We start from the raw sequence: 18,227 nt of genomic DNA, 5'->3' as shown, positions 1-18,227 counted from the left end.
GGAACACTTGATTTTGGCGCTGTCACTGGCCCCTGTGGGAGCGGGCGCGCCCGCGAAGCAGCCACCGCGGTGCTTGGCCCGGGCTGCGCCCGTGTTCGCGGGCATGCCCGCTCCCACAGGGATCGCGTCAGGGGCCAGAGCTATTTCGCGGTGCTGGCCAATACCCGCTGCCAGTCCGGCTCGTTCAAGCGGCCGAGGATGCGCGCCTTGCCATTACTGTCCACCGAAACGAACAGCGCACTGGCATAGCCGCTTTCCCGCTCGCCACCCACTACGTTCTGCTGGCGGGCGAAATGGTCGATGCAACCGTTGTGGGTCACCAGCACCAGGTTGTGCCCCGGTCGCTTGTGCGCCAGTGCTTCGCTGGCGAACTGCTTGTCGCACCCTTCCAGCCAGTCCTCGCTGGCCGCCGCCTGGCCGAGGAGTGAAATGCGCGGTTTGCCGGGTGCGCAGCTTCGGGCTGCTAAGCATGTCGGCGTTGTTCAGACCCAGCTGGTGCAGCCCTTGGCCCACGCGCCCGGCGGCCTGGCTACCGGCCACGGTGATACCGGTTGGGTCGTCCAGGCATGGGCCGGGGGCACTGTCGCAGCGCTCGGCGTGGCGGATCATCACGATCACCGCACCGCCGGCCCAGTCCTGCAGCAGGCCGCTGTCACTCAGTTGTTGTTCGTTGCCAAGGTCCACGATGTGCGTCCTCGTCGCCAGCCAGGTGCCCAACGCCGCCACCACCATGCACAGGCCAAGGGCGGCACCGACGGCTTTGCGGGTCAGGCGTCGCTTGCGCCGGGCGTGAATGGCTGGGTGCCCCAGGGTGTTGCTCGATAGCATGCGTTGCTCCGTTGGCAGGGTCGCGGCTGGCGCGGCGGTGATGGCGGGCATCCTGCCAAGTGGCCTGTCGGGGGGGGGTGAAGGGCATGTGAAAATTGCATTCGGGTGCGCCGGCTGGGTTAAACCCGCCCCCGCGCCTACGCTGTAAACTGCAAGGCGGTAAAACCGGAGCACGCCCCATGACCCCTATCCTGCAACTGGAAAGCGCACGCCTGGTGCTGCGCCAATGGCACGACGACGACCTGCGCGAGTTTGCCGCGTTGTGTGCCGACCCGCAGGTGATGCGCTACTTTCCGGCGCCGCTGACGCGCCTGGAGGCGGCTGCGCTGATCGGCCGTGTACGCGGGCATTTCAATGAGTACGGCTTTGGCCTGTGGGCCCTGGAGCGCAAGGACAGCGGTGCCTTTATCGGCATGACCGGGTTGTTGCACGTGGGGTTCGATGCTGACTTCACGCCGGCGGTGGAGATCGGCTGGCGCCTGGCACGCCGCCACTGGGGCCTGGGTTTCGCCAGCGAGGCGGCATGGACCTGCCTGCGCTGTGCTTTCGCCCAATTGCGCCTGGAAGAGGTGGTGTCGTTCACTAGCGAGAACAACCTGCCGTCGCAGAAGGTCATGCAGGCCATCGGTATGCAGCAGGACCTGAATGGCAGTTTCGAACACCCCCGCCTGCCTGTGGGCCACCCGCTGCGCCCGCATGTGCTGTACCGCATCGACCGCGCACACTGGGAGCGTACCTTGCGCGCCTGAATGCATGGCCATGCCCGACGCCTATGACAAACCCTGTATCATTTGCCTTCACAAGCGTGCTGTAGAGACGTGTTGCCTTGCTAGGAGAACCCCCGATGAGTCATGTGTTGGATGACCTGGTCGACCTGTTGAGCCTCGAGGCCATCGAGGAGAACCTGTTCCGTGGACGCAGCCAGGACCTGGGCTTCCGCCAGCTGTACGGCGGGCAGGTTCTGGGCCAATCGTTGTCGGCCGCCAGCCAGACGGTCGAGGATGCACGCCATGTGCATTCATTGCACGGCTACTTCCTGCGCCCTGGCGATGCCAGCCTGCCGGTGGTGTATTCGGTGGACCGCGTACGCGATGGCGGCAGCTTCAGCACCCGGCGAGTGACGGCGATTCAGAAAGGCCAGCCGATCTTCACCTGCAGCGCCTCGTTCCAGTACGACGAAGAAGGTTTCGAGCACCAGGCACAGATGCCCGAAGTGGTCGGCCCGGAAAACCTGCCCAGTGAAGTGGAGCTGGCGCGGGCCATGGCCGACCAGTTGCCCGAGCGCATCCGCGACAAGGTGCTGTGCGCCAAGCCGATCGAGATCCGCCCGGTCACCGAGCGCGACCCCTTCAACCCCAAGCCTGGCGACCCGGTGAAGTACGCCTGGTTCCGCGCCGACGGCAACCTGCCCGATATCCCCGCCCTGCACAAATATCTGCTGGCCTACGCCTCGGACTTCGGCTTGCTGACCACTTCGTTGCTGCCCCATGGCAAATCGGTGTGGCAGCGCGACATGCAGATCGCCAGCCTCGACCACTCGCTGTGGTTCCATGGCAACCTGCGTTCCGACGAGTGGCTGCTGTACGCCACCGACAGCCCTTGGGCAGGCAATGCCCGTGGCTTCTGCCGCGGCAACATCTTCAACCAGGCCGGGCAACTGGTGGCGTCGTCGTGCCAGGAAGGCCTGATTCGCCATCGCAAGGATTGGGCATGAGCCTGGGCGAGGTGCGCAACTGGGTGTTCGACATGGACGGCACCCTGACCGTGGCGGTGCACGATTTTGCCGCTATCCGCGTGGCGCTGGATATCCCGGCCGAGCACGACATCCTCACCCACCTGGCGGCGTTGCCGGCGGACGAAGCTGCCGCCAAGCATGCCTGGCTGCTGGAGCATGAGCGCGACCTGGCGATTGCCTCCACGGCAGCCACCGGTGCGGTGGAACTGGTGCGCGAACTGGCCGGGCGTGGTTGCCGGCTGGGCATTCTGACCCGCAATGCCCGCGCGTTGGCGCATGTGACGCTGGAGGCCATCGGCCTGGCGGACTGCTTCCCTGTGGAGCACATTCTCGGGCGTGACGAAGCGGCGCCCAAGCCGAGCCCGGATGGGCTGCTGAAGATTGCCAATGCGTGGGGCGTGGCGCCGGCGGAGCTGGTTATGGTCGGGGATTACCGCTTTGATCTGGACTGTGGGCGGGCCGCAGGGGCGCGCACGGTGCTGGTGAACCTGCCGGACAATCCGTGGCCGGAGCTGGCGGATTGGCATGCAGCCGATTGCCGGGCATTGAAGGTGATGCTGGGCTGAATTTTTGTATTGGCAATGCGGGCCCTATCGCCGGCAAGCCAGCTCCTACAGGGACCGCGCCGAGCTCAAATGCAGCACTCAACCTCTGGGAGCGGGTTCACCCGCGAAGAGGCCGGACCTGTCTATGCTGAACCCCAATCTATTCCCTGAACGGAGACCCCACCCATGACCAGCAAGGCCATCTACGTACAACCCGGCGGCGGCTACGACAAGGTCGAGGTCGGCACCTGCGAGGCCTCTTCACCCGAGGCCGGCGAGATCACCGTGCGCCTGCACGCCAGCTCCCTCAACTACCACGATTTCGCTGTGGTCAGCGGCATGTGGGGCCCGAGCGAACGGCGCATCCCCATGGCCGATGGCGCTGGCGAAGTGGTCGCGGTGGGGAGTGGCGTCACCGAGTTCCAGGTTGGCGACAATGTGGTCAGCACCTTCTTCCCCGACTGGCTCGACGGCCAGGCCAATGTCGAGGGCTTCGCCAGGGTGCCCGGGGATGGTATCGATGGTTACGCCCGTGAACAGGTTACCGCTCGCGCCAGCGCGTTCACCCTGGCGCCCAAGGGCTACAGCCACGCTGAAGCTGCCACGCTGACCACCGCCGGTCTCACGGCCTGGCGTGCGTTGATGAGCGATGACCACCTCAAGCCCGGCGATACGGTGCTGGTGCAGGGCACCGGTGGTGTGTCGATCTTCGCCCTGCAGTTTGCCAAGCTGGCGGGTGCGACGGTGATCGCTACATCGTCCAGCGACGCCAAGCTGGAGCGCCTGAAGGCCCTGGGTGCCGACCACCTGATCAACTACAAGAGCACCCCCGACTGGGGTGAGAAAGTGCGCGAGCTTACCGGCAACCGCGGCGTCGACCATGTGATCGAAGTGGGCGGCCCGGCGACGCTGGAGCAATCGATGATTGCCGCGCGCATTGGTGGGCATGTGTCGTTGATCGGCATCCTCACCGGCGTGGCCGGGCAGCTGCCGCTGGTGCAGGCGCTGGTGCGGCAGATTCGCCTGCAAGGCGTGCTGGTCGGCAGCCGCGCCCAGCAGCAGGCGATGGTGCGGGCGATCGATGCCAACGGCCTGCGGCCGGTGGTGGACAAGCATTTCGAGCTGGAGCAGATCGTCGAGGCGTTCCGTTATCAGGAGAGCAACCGGCATTTCGGCAAGATCTGCCTGACCTGGTAAGCAGGCCTGATGCGGTTCTCTTTGTAGGAGCGGCCTTGTGTCGCGAAAGGGCCGCGGAGCGGCCCCAGGATTTCAGCGACGATGCAAAAATTGCTGGGGCCGCTTCGCAGCCCTTTCGCGACACAAGGCCGCTCCTACAGGGATTGTGTCAGGCCTGTTCGGGCAGTAGTCGGTCGCGGCTGTTGGACAGGTGCAGGCACACCGCCGCCCGCGCCGCGTCCGGGTCCTGCCGGCGGATGGCATTGAGGATCGCCTCATGCTCAAGGTTCGCCAGGTACGCTTGCCGCGCCAGCTTGGCCCCGCTGCGTTCGGCCAGGGCCATGCGGTTGCGCGGGATCAGGCCGCTGCCCAGTTGCAACAGCATTTCAGTGAAGTACAGGTTGCCGGTAGCCTCGGCGATCAGCAGGTGAAAGCGCCGGTCGGCCTCGATGCAGCTGTCGCCGGCGGCGGCCAGGTCCTGGTAGTCGTCCAGCGCCTGGCGCATGCGCGTCAGGTGCCCCTCGTCACGGCGTAGCGCGGCCAGGGCTGCGGCCTGGCCTTCCAGGCCGATGCGCAGTTCCAGCAGGTCGCGCACATTCGCCGCGCTTTCCGCAGCGATGCGCAGGCCGGCCTGGGCCTGGCGCTCCATCACGAACGTACCGATACCGTGGCGTGGCTCCACCAGCCCCGAGGCCTGCAATTTCGACAGGGCCTCGCGGACCACCGTGCGGCTGACCCCGTGCTCGCGCACCAAGGCGTTCTCCGAGGGCAGCTTGTCGCCTGGCTTGAAGGTGCCCAGCAAAATCTGCTGGGTAAGGCTGGAGACCAGGTCATGGGCGCGGCTGTGGCCGCGTTGGTGGGCGTGTCCGGTGGCCATGGTAGGGTCCGATTGTTGTTGTGCTTGTACGACAAGTTAATCGATAAAAATATTTTTTGCCGATTTTTTCTGTGCTCAAGCCAGCGCGTAGTTTGTTTGTTCTCGCATGATCGATGCATTTATACATCGTACAAGCTTGTATTTTGCGATTTTGCTGCTTTTGTTGATCTTGTCGTACAACTGCGCTGCGCATAAGCTCCTGCCCACTGCCATGTCAGACAACCCCGACCCGCACAAAAACAATTAGTGGGAGATCCGCAAGTGAACGATACCCTCGCTCCGTCTGCCCGTAATGACGGCGAAGCCCTGGCCAGCGCCGTGGCCAAGGTCAAGCGCCACGTCCTGCCGTTGTTCGTCATCATGTTCATCGTCAACTACCTGGATCGCGTCAACATCGGCTTCGTCCGCCCGCACCTGGAAAGCGACCTGGGCATCAGCGCCGCGGCCTATGGCTTTGGCGCCGGCCTGTTCTTCATCGGCTACGCGCTGTTCGAGGTGCCCTCGAACATGCTGCTGCAAAAGGTTGGTGCACGGCTGTGGCTGACCCGCATCATGTTCACCTGGGGGCTGGTGGCCACGGCGATGGCCTTCGTGCAGAACGAAACCCAGTTCTACGTGCTGCGCTTTCTGCTGGGCGTTGCCGAAGCGGGCTTCTTCCCCGGGGTGATCTACTACTTCACCCGCTGGCTACCGGCCGCCGAGCGCGGCAAGGCGATTGCCATCTTCCTCAGCGGTTCGGCATTGGCGTCGCTGATTTCCGGGCCGCTGGCCGGTGCGCTGATGCAGATCCAGGGCCTGGGCATGCATGGCTGGCAATGGATGCTGTTCATCGAAGGCATGGCCTCGGTAACGCTGTGTTTCTTCGTGTTCTTCTGGCTCGACTCCAGGCCGCAGGACGCCAAGTGGCTGAGCCAGGCCGAGCAGGACGCACTGGTGGCCGCCATCGATCGCGAGCAGCTTGAGCGCGAAGCGGTCGGCGCAGTCAGGCCATCGGCCTGGCGCCTGCTCAAGGACCGCCAGATCCTGCTGTTCTGCCTGATCTACTTCTGCATCCAGCTGACCATCTACGCTGCCACCTTCTGGCTGCCGAGCATCATCAAGCGCATGGGCGACCTCAGCGACCTGCAGGTCGGCTTCTTCAACTCGATCCCGTGGCTGATCTCGATCCTGGCCATGTATGCCTTCGCCGCCGGCTCGGCGCGCTGGAAGTTCCAGCAGGCCTGGGTGGCAGGTGCGCTGGTGATCGCTGCCATCGGCATGTTCATGTCCACCACGGGTGGGCCGGTGTTCGCCTTTGTCGCAGTGTGCTTTGCGGCCATCGGTTTCAAGTCGGCGTCGTCACTGTTCTGGCCGATCCCGCAGGGCTACCTGGATGCCCGCATCGCCGCTGCGGTGATCGCCCTGATCAACTCGGTCGGCAACCTCGGCGGCTTCGTCGCCCCTACCACCTTCGGCCTGCTGGAGCAGCAGACCGGCTCGATCCAGGGCGGCCTGTACGGCCTGGCGGTGACCTCGGTGCTGGCGGCCATTGCCATCTTCTTCGTACGCACTCGCCCAAAGGGCGTCCCTTCCGATGACCTCACGGCCCCTTCGGCCCTGGGTCAGAGCCATTGATGACTGCGAGACAACAACCATGAACATGCACACCCTTCACACCAGCACCCCCGTGGTCACTGATTTGCGCGTGATCCCCGTCGCTGGCCACGACAGCATGCTGCTCAACCTCAGTGGCGCCCATGGCCCGTTCTTCACCCGCAACGTCGTGGTGCTGCGTGACAGCGCCGGCAATACCGGGCTGGGTGAGGTGCCCGGCGGCGAGAAGATCCGCCAGACCCTGGAGGACGCCCGCAGCCTGGTGGTCGGCCAGCCGATCGGCCATTACCAGCGCGTGCTCAATGCCATGCGCCAGACCTTCGCCAGCCGTGATTCGGCTGGTCGCGGCCTGCAGACCTTCGACCTGCGCATTACCGTGCATGCGGTGACGGCCATCGAGTCGGCGCTGCTCGACCTGCTTGGCCAGCACCTGAATGTACCGATGGCGGCACTGCTGGGCGAAGGCCAGCAGCGCGAGGCGGTGAAGATGCTCGGTTACCTGTTCTACATCGGCGACCGTCGGCAGACCGACCTGGCCTACCGCAGCGAAGCCGATGCCGAGGACGACTGGTTCCACCTGCGCCACGAAAAGGCCCTGACCCCGGACGCGGTGGTGCGCCTGGCCGAGGCCGCCAAGGCGCGCTATGGCTTCAGCGACTTCAAGCTCAAGGGTGGGGTGTTGCGCGGCGAGGAGGAGATGGAAGCGGTAACGGCCCTGGCCGAACGTTTCCCCGAAGCTCGCATTACCCTCGACCCGAACGGTGCCTGGTCATTGCAGGAGGCCATTGCGTTGTGCCGCGACAAGCATGATGTGCTGGCTTATGCGGAAGACCCGTGCGGTGCCGAGAACGGCTACTCGGGCCGGGAGGTGATGGCCGAGTTCCGTCGCGCCACTGGCCTGCCCACCGCCACCAACATGATCGCTACCGACTGGCGGCAGATGGGCCATGCGATCCAGTTGCAGTCGGTGGACATCCCGCTGGCCGACCCGCACTTCTGGACCTTGCAGGGTTCGGTGCGGGTGGCGCAGATGTGCAACGACTGGGGGCTGACCTGGGGCTCGCATTCCAACAACCACTTCGATATCTCGCTGGCGATGTTCACCCAGGTGGCAGCTGCGGCACCGGGTGAAATCACCGCGATCGACACCCACTGGATCTGGCAGGACGGCCAGCGCCTGACTCGCGAGCCGCTGCGCATCGTCGACGGGCATGTGCACGTGCCGGCACGGCCGGGGCTGGGGGTGGAGCTGGATGAAGACCAGTTGGCCAAGGCGCATGAGTGCTACCGCAACATGGGCTTGGGCGCGCGGGATGACAGCGTGGCGATGCAGTTCCTGATCCCGGGCTGGCGCTTCGATAACAAGCGGCCTTGCCTGGTGCGTTGAGGCTGCTGGCCTCTTCGCGGGCTTGCCCGCTCCCACAGGTTCTGGGGTTGTGGAGTACCTGTGGGAGCGGGCGAGCCCGCGAAAGGGCCGGTACAGCCACGACACACCCAAATGAAAAACAAAAGCTCCAGGCGGCCAGGTGACGCGATCGGGCATGCCATCGGCAACATCTGGCGTTAATGGAAACACCCTGTCGTGATCGAACAGTTCCGGGGCGTTCTCGTGTAATTTCCCGCAGCCCTGGGGGGCTTAAATGAAGCCCGACCTGCACTGACACATTGCTCTGTGACGCGCTCCAAATATCAACAACAGAACGCGAGCAACGTGTCGACTTATTGATTTCAAAGGAGATATTTTCGCCTACGCCTGCCCGTCCATCCTTGTGTCAGCAAAAAGAGAACAACATCAATGAACACCGTGGGATCTGATGGCAACCTTGCACAAGGTTTCAAGCCACGTCATGTAACGATGCTGTCCATCGCCGGCATCATCGGCGCCGGACTATTCGTTGGCTCTGGCCATGCCATTGCGGCAGCCGGGCCAGCTACCATAATCTCCTATTTCGTGGCCGGGACCCTGGTGGTACTGGTCATGCGCATGCTCGGCGAAATGGCCGTGGCACACCCCGATACCGGATCGTTTTCCACCTACGCCGAGCAGGCCATCGGCCGCTGGGCCGGCTACACCATCGGCTGGTTGTACTGGTGGTTCTGGGTACTGGTAATTCCGATCGAAGCCTTGGCAGCAGGGCATGTGCTGAACGCCTGGTTCCCGCAGGTGGACAGCTGGATCTTCGCCCTGGCCTCGGTGCTGCTGCTGGCCGGTACCAACCTGTTCAGCGTGGCCAAGTACGGTGAGTTCGAGTTCTGGTTCGCCATTCTCAAGGTCACGGCCATTCTCGGCTTCATCGGCCTGGGCTTCGCCGCGCTGATGGGTTGGCTGCCCAACCGCGAGGTCAGTGGCCTGAGCGGCTTGATGGCCGAGCACGGCGGCTTCGCGCCGAAGGGCTGGTCGGCGGTGGTCGGTGCATTCATCACCGTGATGTTCAGCTTCATCGGCACCGAAGCGGTGACCATCGCCGCGTCCGAATCCAGCGACCCGTCGCGCAATATCGCCAAGGCCACCCGCTCGGTGATCTGGCGTATCAGCACCTTCTACATCCTGTCGATCTTCGTGATCATATCGGTGGTGCCGTGGAATGACCCGCAGCTGGCGGTGGTGGGTTCCTACCAGCGTGCGCTGGAGATCATGAACATCCCCAACGCGGCCTTCATGGTCGACCTGGTGGTGCTGGTGGCAGTGACCAGCTGCATGAACTCTTCGATCTACATTGCCTCGCGGATGATGTTCTCGCTGGCCAAGCGCGGTGACGCGCCAGCCATGCTCAACAAGACCTCCAAGGTCGGTGTTCCGCGTGCGGCGGTGTTCGGCAGCACGCTGATCGGTGCGGCCATCGCCGTCCTCAACTACTTCGCGCCAAAGGGCGTGTTCGAGTTCCTGTTGGCCAGCTCCGGCGCCATCGCCTTGCTGGTGTACATGGTCATCGCCATTTCGCAGCTGCGCATGCGCCGCCGCCTGGAGCGGGAAAACACCGAGCTGAAGTTCCGCATGTGGCTGTTCCCGTACCTGACCTGGGCGGTGATTCTGTTCATCGGCGGGACGCTGGCAGTAATGATGTTCACGCCTGAACACCGGGCGGAAGTGACCTCAACGTTGGGCCTGGCGATCGTGATTTCCTTCCTGGGGATCGTGACCACGCGGGGCCATGCGCAACCGGTGGGGGCGCGTTCGATGGGGTGATTGAGTTCACCTGGCGGCAGGGCAACGGGCACCAGTGGAGGGTGCCCTTTGTTTTTTTTAGCCCTTGATCATCTCGATGTACTTCATTGCCGTTGGCGCTTTGTCGAAACGTCGATGAATCAGGCTGAGCCAAGAGCTGGCATGGCAGTCGACAATTCGCCGGTAGTTCACCTGCGGCAGGCTGATGCGCTGCACTACCGATTCCGGCACCACTGCGATGCCTTGGCCGAGTGACACCAGGGTGAGCACCGCCACCAGGCTACCGGGCTGTGGGCCAAGCCTGGGGACGAAACGACCTTGCGCCGCCACCTCCAGCGTGCCGGAGATCTGCTCAGGCAGGATGAAGGTTTCATTGGCCAGGCGCGAGGCCGGGATCTGCGGCACTTCATTGATCCGCGAGCTGGCCGGTAGGGCGAGGACGAAACCTTCCTGGTGCAAGGCGATAGCTTCGAGTTCCTCGGGGAGCTCCATCGGCGATCGCACGTAGGCAAGGTCAAGCAGGCCGTCGCAGACCATGCCGGGCAGTTCGGCCATGGGCAGTTCGCGAATGTTCAGGCGTACGCCGGGGCAGGTTTCGCTGTAGCGGCTGACTTGCTGTTGGAGCATGCCCGAGTACGCGGCCGAAGCCACATAGCCCAGTTCGATGCGCCCGCTTTCGCCTCGAGCTGCCCGTTGCGCACCCAGTTGCGCAGCGTCGAACTGGCGCACGGCATTTTCGGCCTCGACCAACAGCGCCTGGCCCGCAGCGGTTAGATTGACCTCGCGCTGGTTGCGTTCGAAGAGGCGCACGCCCAGTTCGCGCTCCATGTCCTGGATCTGCCGGCTGAGGGTGGGCGGGGCAATGCCCAGCTGTTCGGCGGCACGGGTGAAGTGGCCGTGACGGGCGACGCAGAGGAAGTAGCGGAAATGGCGGATTTCCATGGGTGTTACCTGCAGGGTAATGACACGGGCCGCCGGGGCTAACAAGCCTTGGGGCTGGCGGCGTTATGTTGGGGCCAACACTACAAGGCTGGTGGCTTGGCGGCAAAGCCTGCCCGGCGATCTTGCAGGCCAATAACACCGCCAGAACCAACCCGCTATGCATCCGGAGCCTCACCATGCCCTCTGCGCGTTTCACCTTGCTCACCGCCTCCCTGGTCTGCGCCCTGATCATTCTCGACACCAACATCGTCGCGGTCAGCCTGCCCAGCATCGCGCGCGAACTGTCCGGCTCGTTCGCCGATATTGAATGGGTGGTCAGCGCCTACCTGCTGGCCTTCGCCGCCTGCCTGCTGCCCGCTGGCAGCCTTGCCGACCGTTTTGGCCGCCGGCGCATGCTGCTGCTCGGCCTGGCCCTGTTCGGCATCGCCTCGCTAGCCTGCGGCGCGGCGCCCAATCTGCTGTTCCTCGACCTGGCCAGGGCAGCCAAGGGCGTTGGCGCGGCGCTTTTGCTGACCTCGGCCTTGGCCGCGATCGGCAACCGCTTCCATCAACCCCAGGAACGCATGCGCGCCTGGGCTTTCTGGGGCGCCTGCATGGGTGCCACCATCACTTTTGCGCCGCTACTGGGCGGGGTGATCGCCAGCACTCTTGGCTGGCGCTGGATCTTCTACATCAACTTGCCGTTGGTGGCAGTGCTGGCAGTGATGGTGTTGCGCAGTGTCGAAGAGTCCCGTGACAGCGCTGCGGCACGGCTCGACCCATGGGGCAGCCTGACTTTCGCCGGCAGCCTGGGTTACCTGATCTGGGCGATGATCGATGCCAACCAGGTAGGCTGGGGCAGTGCGCAAACCCTGGGGCGGCTGGTGATCAGCGCCTTCCTGTTCGGCCTGTTCGTCATGGTCGAGCGCAGCCAGGAACGGCCGATGATCGACCTGCGGCTGATGCGCAGCGGGCGTTTCGTTGGCGCCTTGCTGGGGATGTTTGCCTATGCTGCCTGCGCCCAAGTGATGATGACCCTGCTGCCGCTGTACCTGCAGAACGGCCTGCAATTGTCGGCCTTGGCTGCTGGCGCAGGCATGCTGCCGTTTGCCGTGGCCATGCTGCTGACCCCACGCCTGGGCATGCGTCTGGCTGCACGCTTGAGCCCGGCGCAGGTGTTTGCGCTGGGCCTGGTGCTGGTAGGGGCGGGCAACCTGCTGTGCGCCTGGGCTGCAGGGTACGGCGGCTATAGCGCATTCGCCCTCGCCAGCGTGGTGCTGGGCGCTGGCGCCGGGCTGCTCAATGGCGATACGCAAGAACATCATGGCTTGCGTACCGCGTGAACGTACCGGCATGGCTTCGGGCCTGAGCACCACCACGCGGTTCGGCGCGATCGTGCTTGCCATCGGTGTTCTCGGGGGTGTGCTAGCTGCCCGCAGCGGGCAATTGTTGCATGAGGCCATGGCCACCGTGGCTCCCGCTCAATCGGGCCAGGTTGCCGCAATGGCTACCCGGGTTGCCGCAGGTGACCTGCAAGCGGCATTGGCCATGCTCGACCCAGGCCTGCGTCAAGCAGTAGCTCCCTTGGCCCGGCAGGCGTTCATGGGTGGTTTCGAAGCTGTATTGCAAGTTGCGGGCGTAGCGGCACTGCTGTTTGCCGTATCGGTTGGCACGTTGCTGAGCCGGCCACTGCCAACCCTCCAGGGAGCACAGCAATCGTGAACCGGGTGGCCTGAAACGACGTTCGGCTTTGGAGGCAGGTCGCGTTGCATTACATGCTCCTTGCGCGCAACCAATTCAAATGATTACTCTCATTGAGGACGCGTAGACAACGGCGCCAAGGGATCTGGCAATCGCCAGATTATGCTGAGACAAGGACCTTCTCGTGCACGATTACTCCAACGAAACTTCAATCCCACAGTCCGAACTGCCGCCAGGCGTGTTTCCGCCGATGCCCGGCTTTACCATCGGCGACTTGCTTCATGTTGCCTGGCAGCCCGTTGAAGCGCTGCTTGAGCAGCGTGATATCGACCCCGGGCTGGTTCGCGAAACCAGTATTGCGATGGCCAGCCATCTGTACAAAGCGCTGGAGAGAGAAGATGCCCAGTACCAGATCGCGACCTGGTACCAGAAGCCTTATGACAAGCCCGAAAAGCGTGAGCGCAGCGTCGAGATCATCTCTGAACAGTTCGGGAGCATTACCTTGGATGCCGTCGCTGACTCCTTGGAGGGGTCACCTTTGCTACAGCTGGGCAAGGATTTTTATAGGCAGTTCATCGAGCTGACAGGAAATGCCATCAGGGATCATATTCTGAAGTTGAATGACCCTGCCTTCGATCCGTTTGCAAACCGCGAAGACAGGTGATAGCCAGGCATTAGGCAACTCGCCACTTTGCGCAGCGATTCATGTAGGCAGTACCCCACCCGTGAGCCAGGCTTGCGCTGGCTCACGTTCACATCCCGGGATACTTCAGCTCTCGGGCGCCACTCCCAGCAGCATCTGAACCTGACGCCGGAGCTGCCCCACCAGCTCACGTTCAGCGCGCAACTCGGAGCGCAGCTCATTGTTCTCGTGCTCCCGTGAATCCGAGCGATGCGCTGCACGTCCCGATCGTTTCTGACCACATCCCAGACCTCTCCAATCCGAGAGTGCACCAGCACGAGAACGAGCAGAGTGATGCCGCTTAGGCTCAGCAGTGCGAGCTGCAGGGTTTCCATTTATCGCTTCCTTGAGTAGTGGCTGTTTGCCGTTAAGTGAAACGATATGTCTAGTAAAGCTACACGTCTATATTGGCTACTTGTACAGGTAAAGGATTGGTGCAGATCCCGCCTGCGCTTGGCTGGCGCGTGGATAGGAGGGTGAAGGCAATGTGCTATCGTGCAGGCCGCGGATGGCATGGTCTTAAGAGGGAAGCGCTCTCGCAATGGAGATTTTCGACCGTCTGCTTGATACGTATAAATACTTTACATATCTAGCGCGTGTTGATCGTAATTGAGCAGACACGTAGGATTTCACGTCACGTCATTTGTCTGGTCGCTACCCACTGCCAATCATTCAGGGCCCACGATGAAACATAAGCAAAGCATGGATCAAATCCGCTGGGACCTTGCCCTGCGCTACCGCCTGATCGAAACGGTGGTCTGGTGGGAGGGGCGCCTGACCACCAACCACTTGATGCAGTGCTTCGGCATCAGCCGGCAGCAGGCATCAAAGGACATCAACACCTACATCACCGACTATGCCTCGAAGAATCTGGTCTACGACAAGCAGATCAAAGGCTACGTGCCAACCCGGCAGTTCAAACCGTTGTTCATCGACGACAGCGCCAGTGCCTACCTGGACCTGCTCAACCACAACGATGAGCGTGCGCCGCATATCGAAGGGTTGAACCTAGCTTACGCGCACACTGAAGTGTTGAAGGTACCCGATCGCTCTGTGAGGCCCGAGGTGCTGCGGCCACTGCTCAAGGCGTGTCGTGAAAAGCGGCGTCTGGACATCGAGTACGTGTCGTTCAAAACCCCGGAAGTGGAAGGGCGCACCATTGCGCCGCACACGTTGGTGTACACCGGGATGCGTTGGCACGTGCGGGCTTACTGCGAGAAGAACCGGGAGTATCGGGACTTTGTGTTGAGCCGTTTTCGAGGCGAGCCGGAGCTGCTCGACGATCAGACGGAAAATGGTGTCGAGCACGACGTGGAGTGGAACACCAAGATCGATGTGATCTTCAAGCCGGACGAGCGCCTGACGCCAGCGCAACGGTCGATCATTGAAGTGGACTATGCGATGACTGATGGGCAGCTTGTGGTCAAAAGCTCACAAGCATTGGCGAAGTACGTAGTGAAACGATTTCACGTAAATCCGAACCTGCATGACGCCCGCCCTGAAGCCCAGCAGTTGGTGTTGGCGAACCGGGCTGAGTTGAAACTCTGGCTGAGCCTGGACTAAAGACGTCCCTTGTCGACCTCACGGTTTTGCACATCGAGCGAAGACGGCCGATGATGATCTGGTGGGGTGAGCATATCCAGGAAGCAGCGACGGGTAATCTGTCAGTGTCAGCTATCCAGGAAAATCGGCACAGGGAGGTCGTTTAGATCCGCTGACACAGCCTCGAAGCCTTCTCTTGAGGCTTGGCGGCTTTGACTTTGAGGTCAGAGAGGAGGGTGGCTTGAGCGCGCATGCGGTATTCCAAGAGCGGTTTCGGTATTGCAAAAAATTGCCAGTAGATGGCTTGGAATACCGAATCTCGTGGATCCTGCTGGACGCTATCGGACCCTGATGGTGCTGAAAGCCGCGTATTTACTGGGTTTCAGGCACAAAAAAGACGTCCGTGGACGTCTTTGTTTGATAATTTGGGCCGGGGGGATTTGAACCCCCGGTAGGGCCCGTATCCTTGGGGGATTTGGGCCAGATGCTGTCATTAAGCTGCCATTCAGCTACGCTCCGCTACCCGACTGGGCATGGTAGGACATTCTGTGCCATCATCTTGGCATGCATGCCAAGCGATGGATTGCCCGTGAAGATCGAAACCCTCCGAATTAAGAATTTTCGAACCATATCTCAAGAGCAAGTACTTTCTCTTTCTGGAGGCCTAACGCTGGTTGGGCCTAATAATGCAGGAAAAACAAATGCTCTGATGGCCTTGTATATGTTTTTTACAGGCTATGACAACAAGCATGGTTATAATTCTGATACTGATCTTTCCTTCTCTGATAAATCTGTAAAAACAAGTTTGACTTGTCATTTTACGGGCGATCCAGCTGGCGATGATGCTGAAGCATTTGAAAGGTTGGGGCGGCTTAGAGGGTATCTTGGCATTGAAGATCCTCAAGATGGTTTTTCGATTAACGTATACTTCAATGGCTCTAATCCAGTTTATCAGGTGTACCCGGGAGTAAAGAGGCCGGAGGGAAAGGCATCTCAATATTCAACGGCGCAAAAAGCTTTTATACAATTGGTTTTAGATTCCTTTCAGTGCTATTACATACCGTCAAAAAAATCGATTGACGAGCTTTACAGTCAGTTTGTTTCGCCTTTCATTAAAATGAAAGTTGGGCAGGCTCTGACTGAGCATTTGCCCAAGATTCGAAAAAGTGTATCAGCGGTAGCCGATAGTATGAACTCTGTGCTTTCGGCTCATGGTCTGAATAAAATCACCGTAGGTTTCGATATTCCGAATGGTGCAATGAACGAGTTAGTATCCGGCTTCGACTTGCATGTTTCAGATCCTGATACTAGTTCTATTTATTCCAAGGGCATGGGCGTCCAAGCCGCAGTGCTGCTTTCCTCGTTCAAGTGGATCACTGAACAACAAACTGATGTCCATGTGATTTGGCTAATTGAAGAGCCCGAGACGTATATGCATCCATCCTTAGCATATCAGTCGTCGAAGATATTAGATGAATTGTCAGCTATCTCGAGCGTGGTTAAGACTACCCACGCAATCAATTTCGTGCCTACTGACATCAATGTGGTTCAGGGTGTAACACGCCAAGGAAAGTCTCAATCGACTTTGATTCGTCAGTTTCCTAATCATCGTGACGCTACGCAGTCGATTCGAGAATCGTTGGGGGTGAAATTTAAGCGACTATTTTGCCTTGGGTAAGTATACCCTCTTCGTTGAAGGTGAAACTGATAAGCTATACATTGAGCATGTGTGGGATTCCATGATTGACTACTTTCAGGCAAAGTATCCATTACTGATGTCCCATGATTTTTTAATTAAGGATTTTACAGGTGTTCCGGATTTATTAGGCTTCTTAAAGGCGAACTTTGGACTTCTTAATCCCGAAATATGCATCGTCTCGCTTTTTGATGGAGATAAAGCTGGCATAGATGCGTCAAAAGCCATGGCTGGATTCTGTTCTAACAAGCCTTATGATTTTAACGCCAATAGAGAGTACGTATTGCTTCCAAATGGCCGAGAAATTGAGGGGCTTTTCCCTGATGAATGGATTCTTGAAGCTTATGGGCATGAGCGCGCATGGTTTGAAAGCTCTCCCGTCGTGGATGCTGACGGACAGCTAATCTCGTTCAAAATCCGAGATGCTTCAAAGAAAGCCTTCGCTAAATACATGCTTGACCTTTATGACGACGATTCAACATATGATTCAGCGGAAGGTTTTTTCAAGATATTTAAAGTGATTAATAGAGCCTTTGAATTACAGGCCGAATTGAAGAAGCTTTAAAGTTGCTTCAAGGCCTTGTCGTTCACCGGTATGCAGTTTGCCCAGAGGTTCTCGGCACGCTCGCCTGACATATCATCAGCGGATGGCATCCAGCGCCCGTAGATTCTAGCGATCATTGTCCAGTCACTGTGGCCCATCTGCTTTGCCACCCACATAGGATGCTCTCCTGCTGAGAGCATCATCGACGCGTAGGTGTGCCTAGTCTGGTACGGACGCCGGTACCGCACGCCGGCCTTCTTTATCGCTGGCATCCACATCGTCTTACGGATGGGCTGATCCCCAGCCCAGCGCTCCAACGTTCGGGGATTTTGGAATACCTCGGAGTCAGCCAAAAAAGTATGCACTTTCTGCGCCCTGAGTGCCTCCATGGCAGGCCGCAGCAACTTCACTGACCGCCGGCCGGCAGCTGTCTTGGTCACTTCGGCCTCTCCACCTGCAGCCTGGGTCATCGCCCGGCTGATCATCATCTCCCCCCGCACCCAGTCCACATCCCCCCAGTCTAGCGCCACCAACTCGCTTGTCCGCAGGCCAGTCCAGAGCGCGAACTGCACCATGTTCCTGGCCTGGCCGCTCAAGGCCGCTAGGATCGCTTGCTGCTCCTCAGGGGAGAACGGGTCCACATCGTCATCTTTCGGCGGCGCTTCCTTCCTGGCGTAGGTCCACCCGGCGAGCGGGTTGATGTCCAGCAACTCTTCATCGACGGCATCATTGAGTGCAGATCGGAGGCAGCTCTGGATGTTGCTCAATGTCTTGTTGCCTACCTGTAGGCCATCCAGCCAATCGCGTACCAGCTTCCGTTTGAAGTCCACCACTAGGTGATGACCGAGCGCTGGCACCAGTCGAAGCTCGACGATCTTCCTGTAGCCTTCGAAGGTACTGCTCGATATGTGTTTCTGCTTGGCTGCCAGCCACCTAGCTAGAAACCCACCAACGGTTTCTTGGCTGGTCTCTGGCGCGAACTTGGCGGCCCGGGGAGAGCCAGGGAACGTAACGGCATAGTCGAACGTCCCCTGGGCGATCGCATGTTCGATCGCTGCCTTATGCTGCTGGGCCTTCTTCAGATTAGTGGCGGTGGGCTTGAGCGCGACGCGCTCGCGGCACCTAACACCCCGGAACATGAACGTGATCTCGATGCTCGAGTCTGAGACTGCCCTGACACCGCTCCCGCCTCTACCCATGATTCATATCCTTCCATGTCAA

At 60.6% G+C, this 18,227-nt stretch carries 14 protein-coding genes and 3 pseudogenes; 13 read left to right on the top strand and 4 right to left on the bottom strand.

The features are described 5' to 3' along the window. Window positions 1-140: 140 nt before the first annotated feature. A pseudogene (locus tag QIY50_07375) lies at window positions 141-828 on the bottom strand (histidine phosphatase family protein). Window positions 829-1,007: 179 nt separating this feature from the next. On the opposite strand from QIY50_07375, the gene QIY50_07370 reads away from it, so the two are divergent. The 4 genes from QIY50_07370 (at window position 1,008) to QIY50_07355 (ending at window position 4,305) form a co-directional block, all read left to right on the top strand. Next, a complete protein-coding gene (locus tag QIY50_07370; protein ID WGV22009.1) occupies window positions 1,008-1,577 on the top strand; it encodes a GNAT family N-acetyltransferase in 570 nt (189 codons plus the stop codon). A gap of 95 nt (window positions 1,578-1,672) precedes the next feature. Further along, on the top strand, window positions 1,673-2,542 hold the full coding sequence (gene tesB, locus QIY50_07365; protein ID WGV22008.1) for an acyl-CoA thioesterase II: 870 nt from the start codon (window positions 1,673-1,675) through the stop codon (window positions 2,540-2,542). Beyond that, the gene (locus tag QIY50_07360; protein WGV22007.1) at window positions 2,539-3,129 is read left to right on the top strand and encodes an HAD family hydrolase; all 591 of its coding nucleotides are present in this window, start codon (window positions 2,539-2,541) and stop codon (window positions 3,127-3,129) included. The genes tesB and QIY50_07360 overlap by 4 nt, the downstream gene beginning before the upstream one ends. Before the next feature lie 165 nt (window positions 3,130-3,294). Further along, entirely contained in the window at window positions 3,295-4,305 is a 1,011-nt protein-coding gene (locus tag QIY50_07355; protein ID WGV22006.1) for an NAD(P)-dependent alcohol dehydrogenase, read from the top strand. A 148-nt stretch (window positions 4,306-4,453) separates the two neighbouring features. Here QIY50_07355 and QIY50_07350 read toward each other — a convergent pair whose 3' ends face one another. Continuing rightward, window positions 4,454-5,161: a FadR/GntR family transcriptional regulator gene (locus QIY50_07350; protein WGV22005.1), complete on the bottom strand. Its 708-nt coding sequence runs from the start codon at window positions 5,159-5,161 to the stop codon at window positions 4,454-4,456. Window positions 5,162-5,422: 261 nt separating this feature from the next. Here QIY50_07350 and QIY50_07345 point away from each other — a divergent pair, with 261 nt between their 5' ends. The 3 genes from QIY50_07345 (at window position 5,423) to gabP (ending at window position 9,941) form a co-directional block, all read left to right on the top strand. After that, window positions 5,423-6,775 (top strand): MFS transporter, encoded by a 1,353-nt coding sequence (locus QIY50_07345; GenBank protein WGV22004.1) that lies wholly within the window; start codon window positions 5,423-5,425, stop codon window positions 6,773-6,775. A 19-nt stretch (window positions 6,776-6,794) separates the two neighbouring features. Further along, complete coding sequence (gene gudD, locus QIY50_07340; protein ID WGV22003.1) at window positions 6,795-8,141, top strand: glucarate dehydratase; 1,347 nt, start codon at window positions 6,795-6,797, stop codon at window positions 8,139-8,141. A gap of 408 nt (window positions 8,142-8,549) precedes the next feature. Beyond that, window positions 8,550-9,941 (top strand): GABA permease, encoded by a 1,392-nt coding sequence (gabP, locus tag QIY50_07335; GenBank protein ID WGV22002.1) that lies wholly within the window; start codon window positions 8,550-8,552, stop codon window positions 9,939-9,941. 57 nt (window positions 9,942-9,998) lie between these two features. Here the strand turns inward: gabP and QIY50_07330 are convergent, their stop codons facing one another. Further along, window positions 9,999-10,862 carry a LysR family transcriptional regulator gene (locus QIY50_07330; protein WGV22001.1) on the bottom strand — a complete coding sequence of 288 codons (864 nt, stop codon included), beginning with the start codon at window positions 10,860-10,862 and terminating at the stop codon, window positions 9,999-10,001. Between the two features lie 176 nt (window positions 10,863-11,038). Here QIY50_07330 and QIY50_07325 point away from each other — a divergent pair. The 6 genes and pseudogenes from QIY50_07325 to QIY50_07300 all read left to right on the top strand — a co-directional run bounded on the left by QIY50_07325 (window position 11,039) and on the right by QIY50_07300 (window position 17,027). Then, window positions 11,039-12,563: pseudogene (locus QIY50_07325) on the top strand (MFS transporter). A 163-nt stretch (window positions 12,564-12,726) separates the two neighbouring features. Then, window positions 12,727-13,206, top strand: a complete 480-nt coding sequence (locus QIY50_07320) for a hypothetical protein (protein WGV22000.1) — start codon at window positions 12,727-12,729, stop codon at window positions 13,204-13,206. A 702-nt stretch (window positions 13,207-13,908) separates the two neighbouring features. Next, window positions 13,909-14,787: a WYL domain-containing protein gene (locus QIY50_07315; protein WGV21999.1), complete on the top strand. Its 879-nt coding sequence runs from the start codon at window positions 13,909-13,911 to the stop codon at window positions 14,785-14,787. Between the two features lie 32 nt (window positions 14,788-14,819). Next, window positions 14,820-14,933 (top strand): annotated as a pseudogene (locus tag QIY50_07310) (integrase). A gap of 422 nt (window positions 14,934-15,355) precedes the next feature. Further along, entirely contained in the window at window positions 15,356-16,444 is a 1,089-nt protein-coding gene (locus tag QIY50_07305; protein WGV21998.1) for an AAA family ATPase, read from the top strand. 61 nt (window positions 16,445-16,505) lie between these two features. Further along, window positions 16,506-17,027, top strand: a complete 522-nt coding sequence (locus tag QIY50_07300; protein WGV21997.1) for a hypothetical protein — start codon at window positions 16,506-16,508, stop codon at window positions 17,025-17,027. On the opposite strand, the gene QIY50_07295 is transcribed toward QIY50_07300, so the two are convergent. After that, window positions 17,024-18,205 (bottom strand): DUF3596 domain-containing protein, encoded by a 1,182-nt coding sequence (locus QIY50_07295; GenBank protein WGV21996.1) that lies wholly within the window; start codon window positions 18,203-18,205, stop codon window positions 17,024-17,026. The two genes, QIY50_07300 and QIY50_07295, sit on opposite strands and share 4 nt — an antisense overlap. Window positions 18,206-18,227: the final 22 nt, after the last annotated feature.

The sequence above is a fragment of the Pseudomonas putida genome, from assembly GCA_029953615.1.
In the GTDB taxonomy this organism is placed as follows: Bacteria; Pseudomonadota; Gammaproteobacteria; order Pseudomonadales; family Pseudomonadaceae; genus Aquipseudomonas.
The sequence above is the reverse complement of the archived record's forward strand: the minus strand, read 5'-3'. Positions and strand labels throughout refer to the sequence as shown.

Excerpts from the sequence above, each read along its gene's own strand:
- gabP (WGV22002.1), top strand. The coding sequence starts at position 8,550 with ATGAACACCGTGGGATCTGATGGCAACCTTGCACAAGGTTTCAAGCCA.
- QIY50_07355 (WGV22006.1), top strand. The coding sequence starts at position 3,295 with ATGACCAGCAAGGCCATCTACGTACAACCCGGCGGCGGCTACGACAAG.
- QIY50_07360 (WGV22007.1), top strand. The coding sequence starts at position 2,539 with ATGAGCCTGGGCGAGGTGCGCAACTGGGTGTTCGACATGGACGGCACC.
- QIY50_07315 (WGV21999.1), top strand. The coding sequence starts at position 13,909 with ATGAAACATAAGCAAAGCATGGATCAAATCCGCTGGGACCTTGCCCTG.
- QIY50_07330 (WGV22001.1), bottom strand. The coding sequence starts at position 10,862 with ATGGAAATCCGCCATTTCCGCTACTTCCTCTGCGTCGCCCGTCACGGC.
- QIY50_07370 (WGV22009.1), top strand. The coding sequence starts at position 1,008 with ATGACCCCTATCCTGCAACTGGAAAGCGCACGCCTGGTGCTGCGCCAA.
- QIY50_07300 (WGV21997.1), top strand. The coding sequence starts at position 16,506 with ATGATTGACTACTTTCAGGCAAAGTATCCATTACTGATGTCCCATGAT.
- gudD (WGV22003.1), top strand. The coding sequence starts at position 6,795 with ATGAACATGCACACCCTTCACACCAGCACCCCCGTGGTCACTGATTTG.
- tesB (WGV22008.1), top strand. The coding sequence starts at position 1,673 with ATGAGTCATGTGTTGGATGACCTGGTCGACCTGTTGAGCCTCGAGGCC.
- QIY50_07295 (WGV21996.1), bottom strand. The coding sequence starts at position 18,205 with ATGGGTAGAGGCGGGAGCGGTGTCAGGGCAGTCTCAGACTCGAGCATC.
- QIY50_07350 (WGV22005.1), bottom strand. The coding sequence starts at position 5,161 with ATGGCCACCGGACACGCCCACCAACGCGGCCACAGCCGCGCCCATGAC.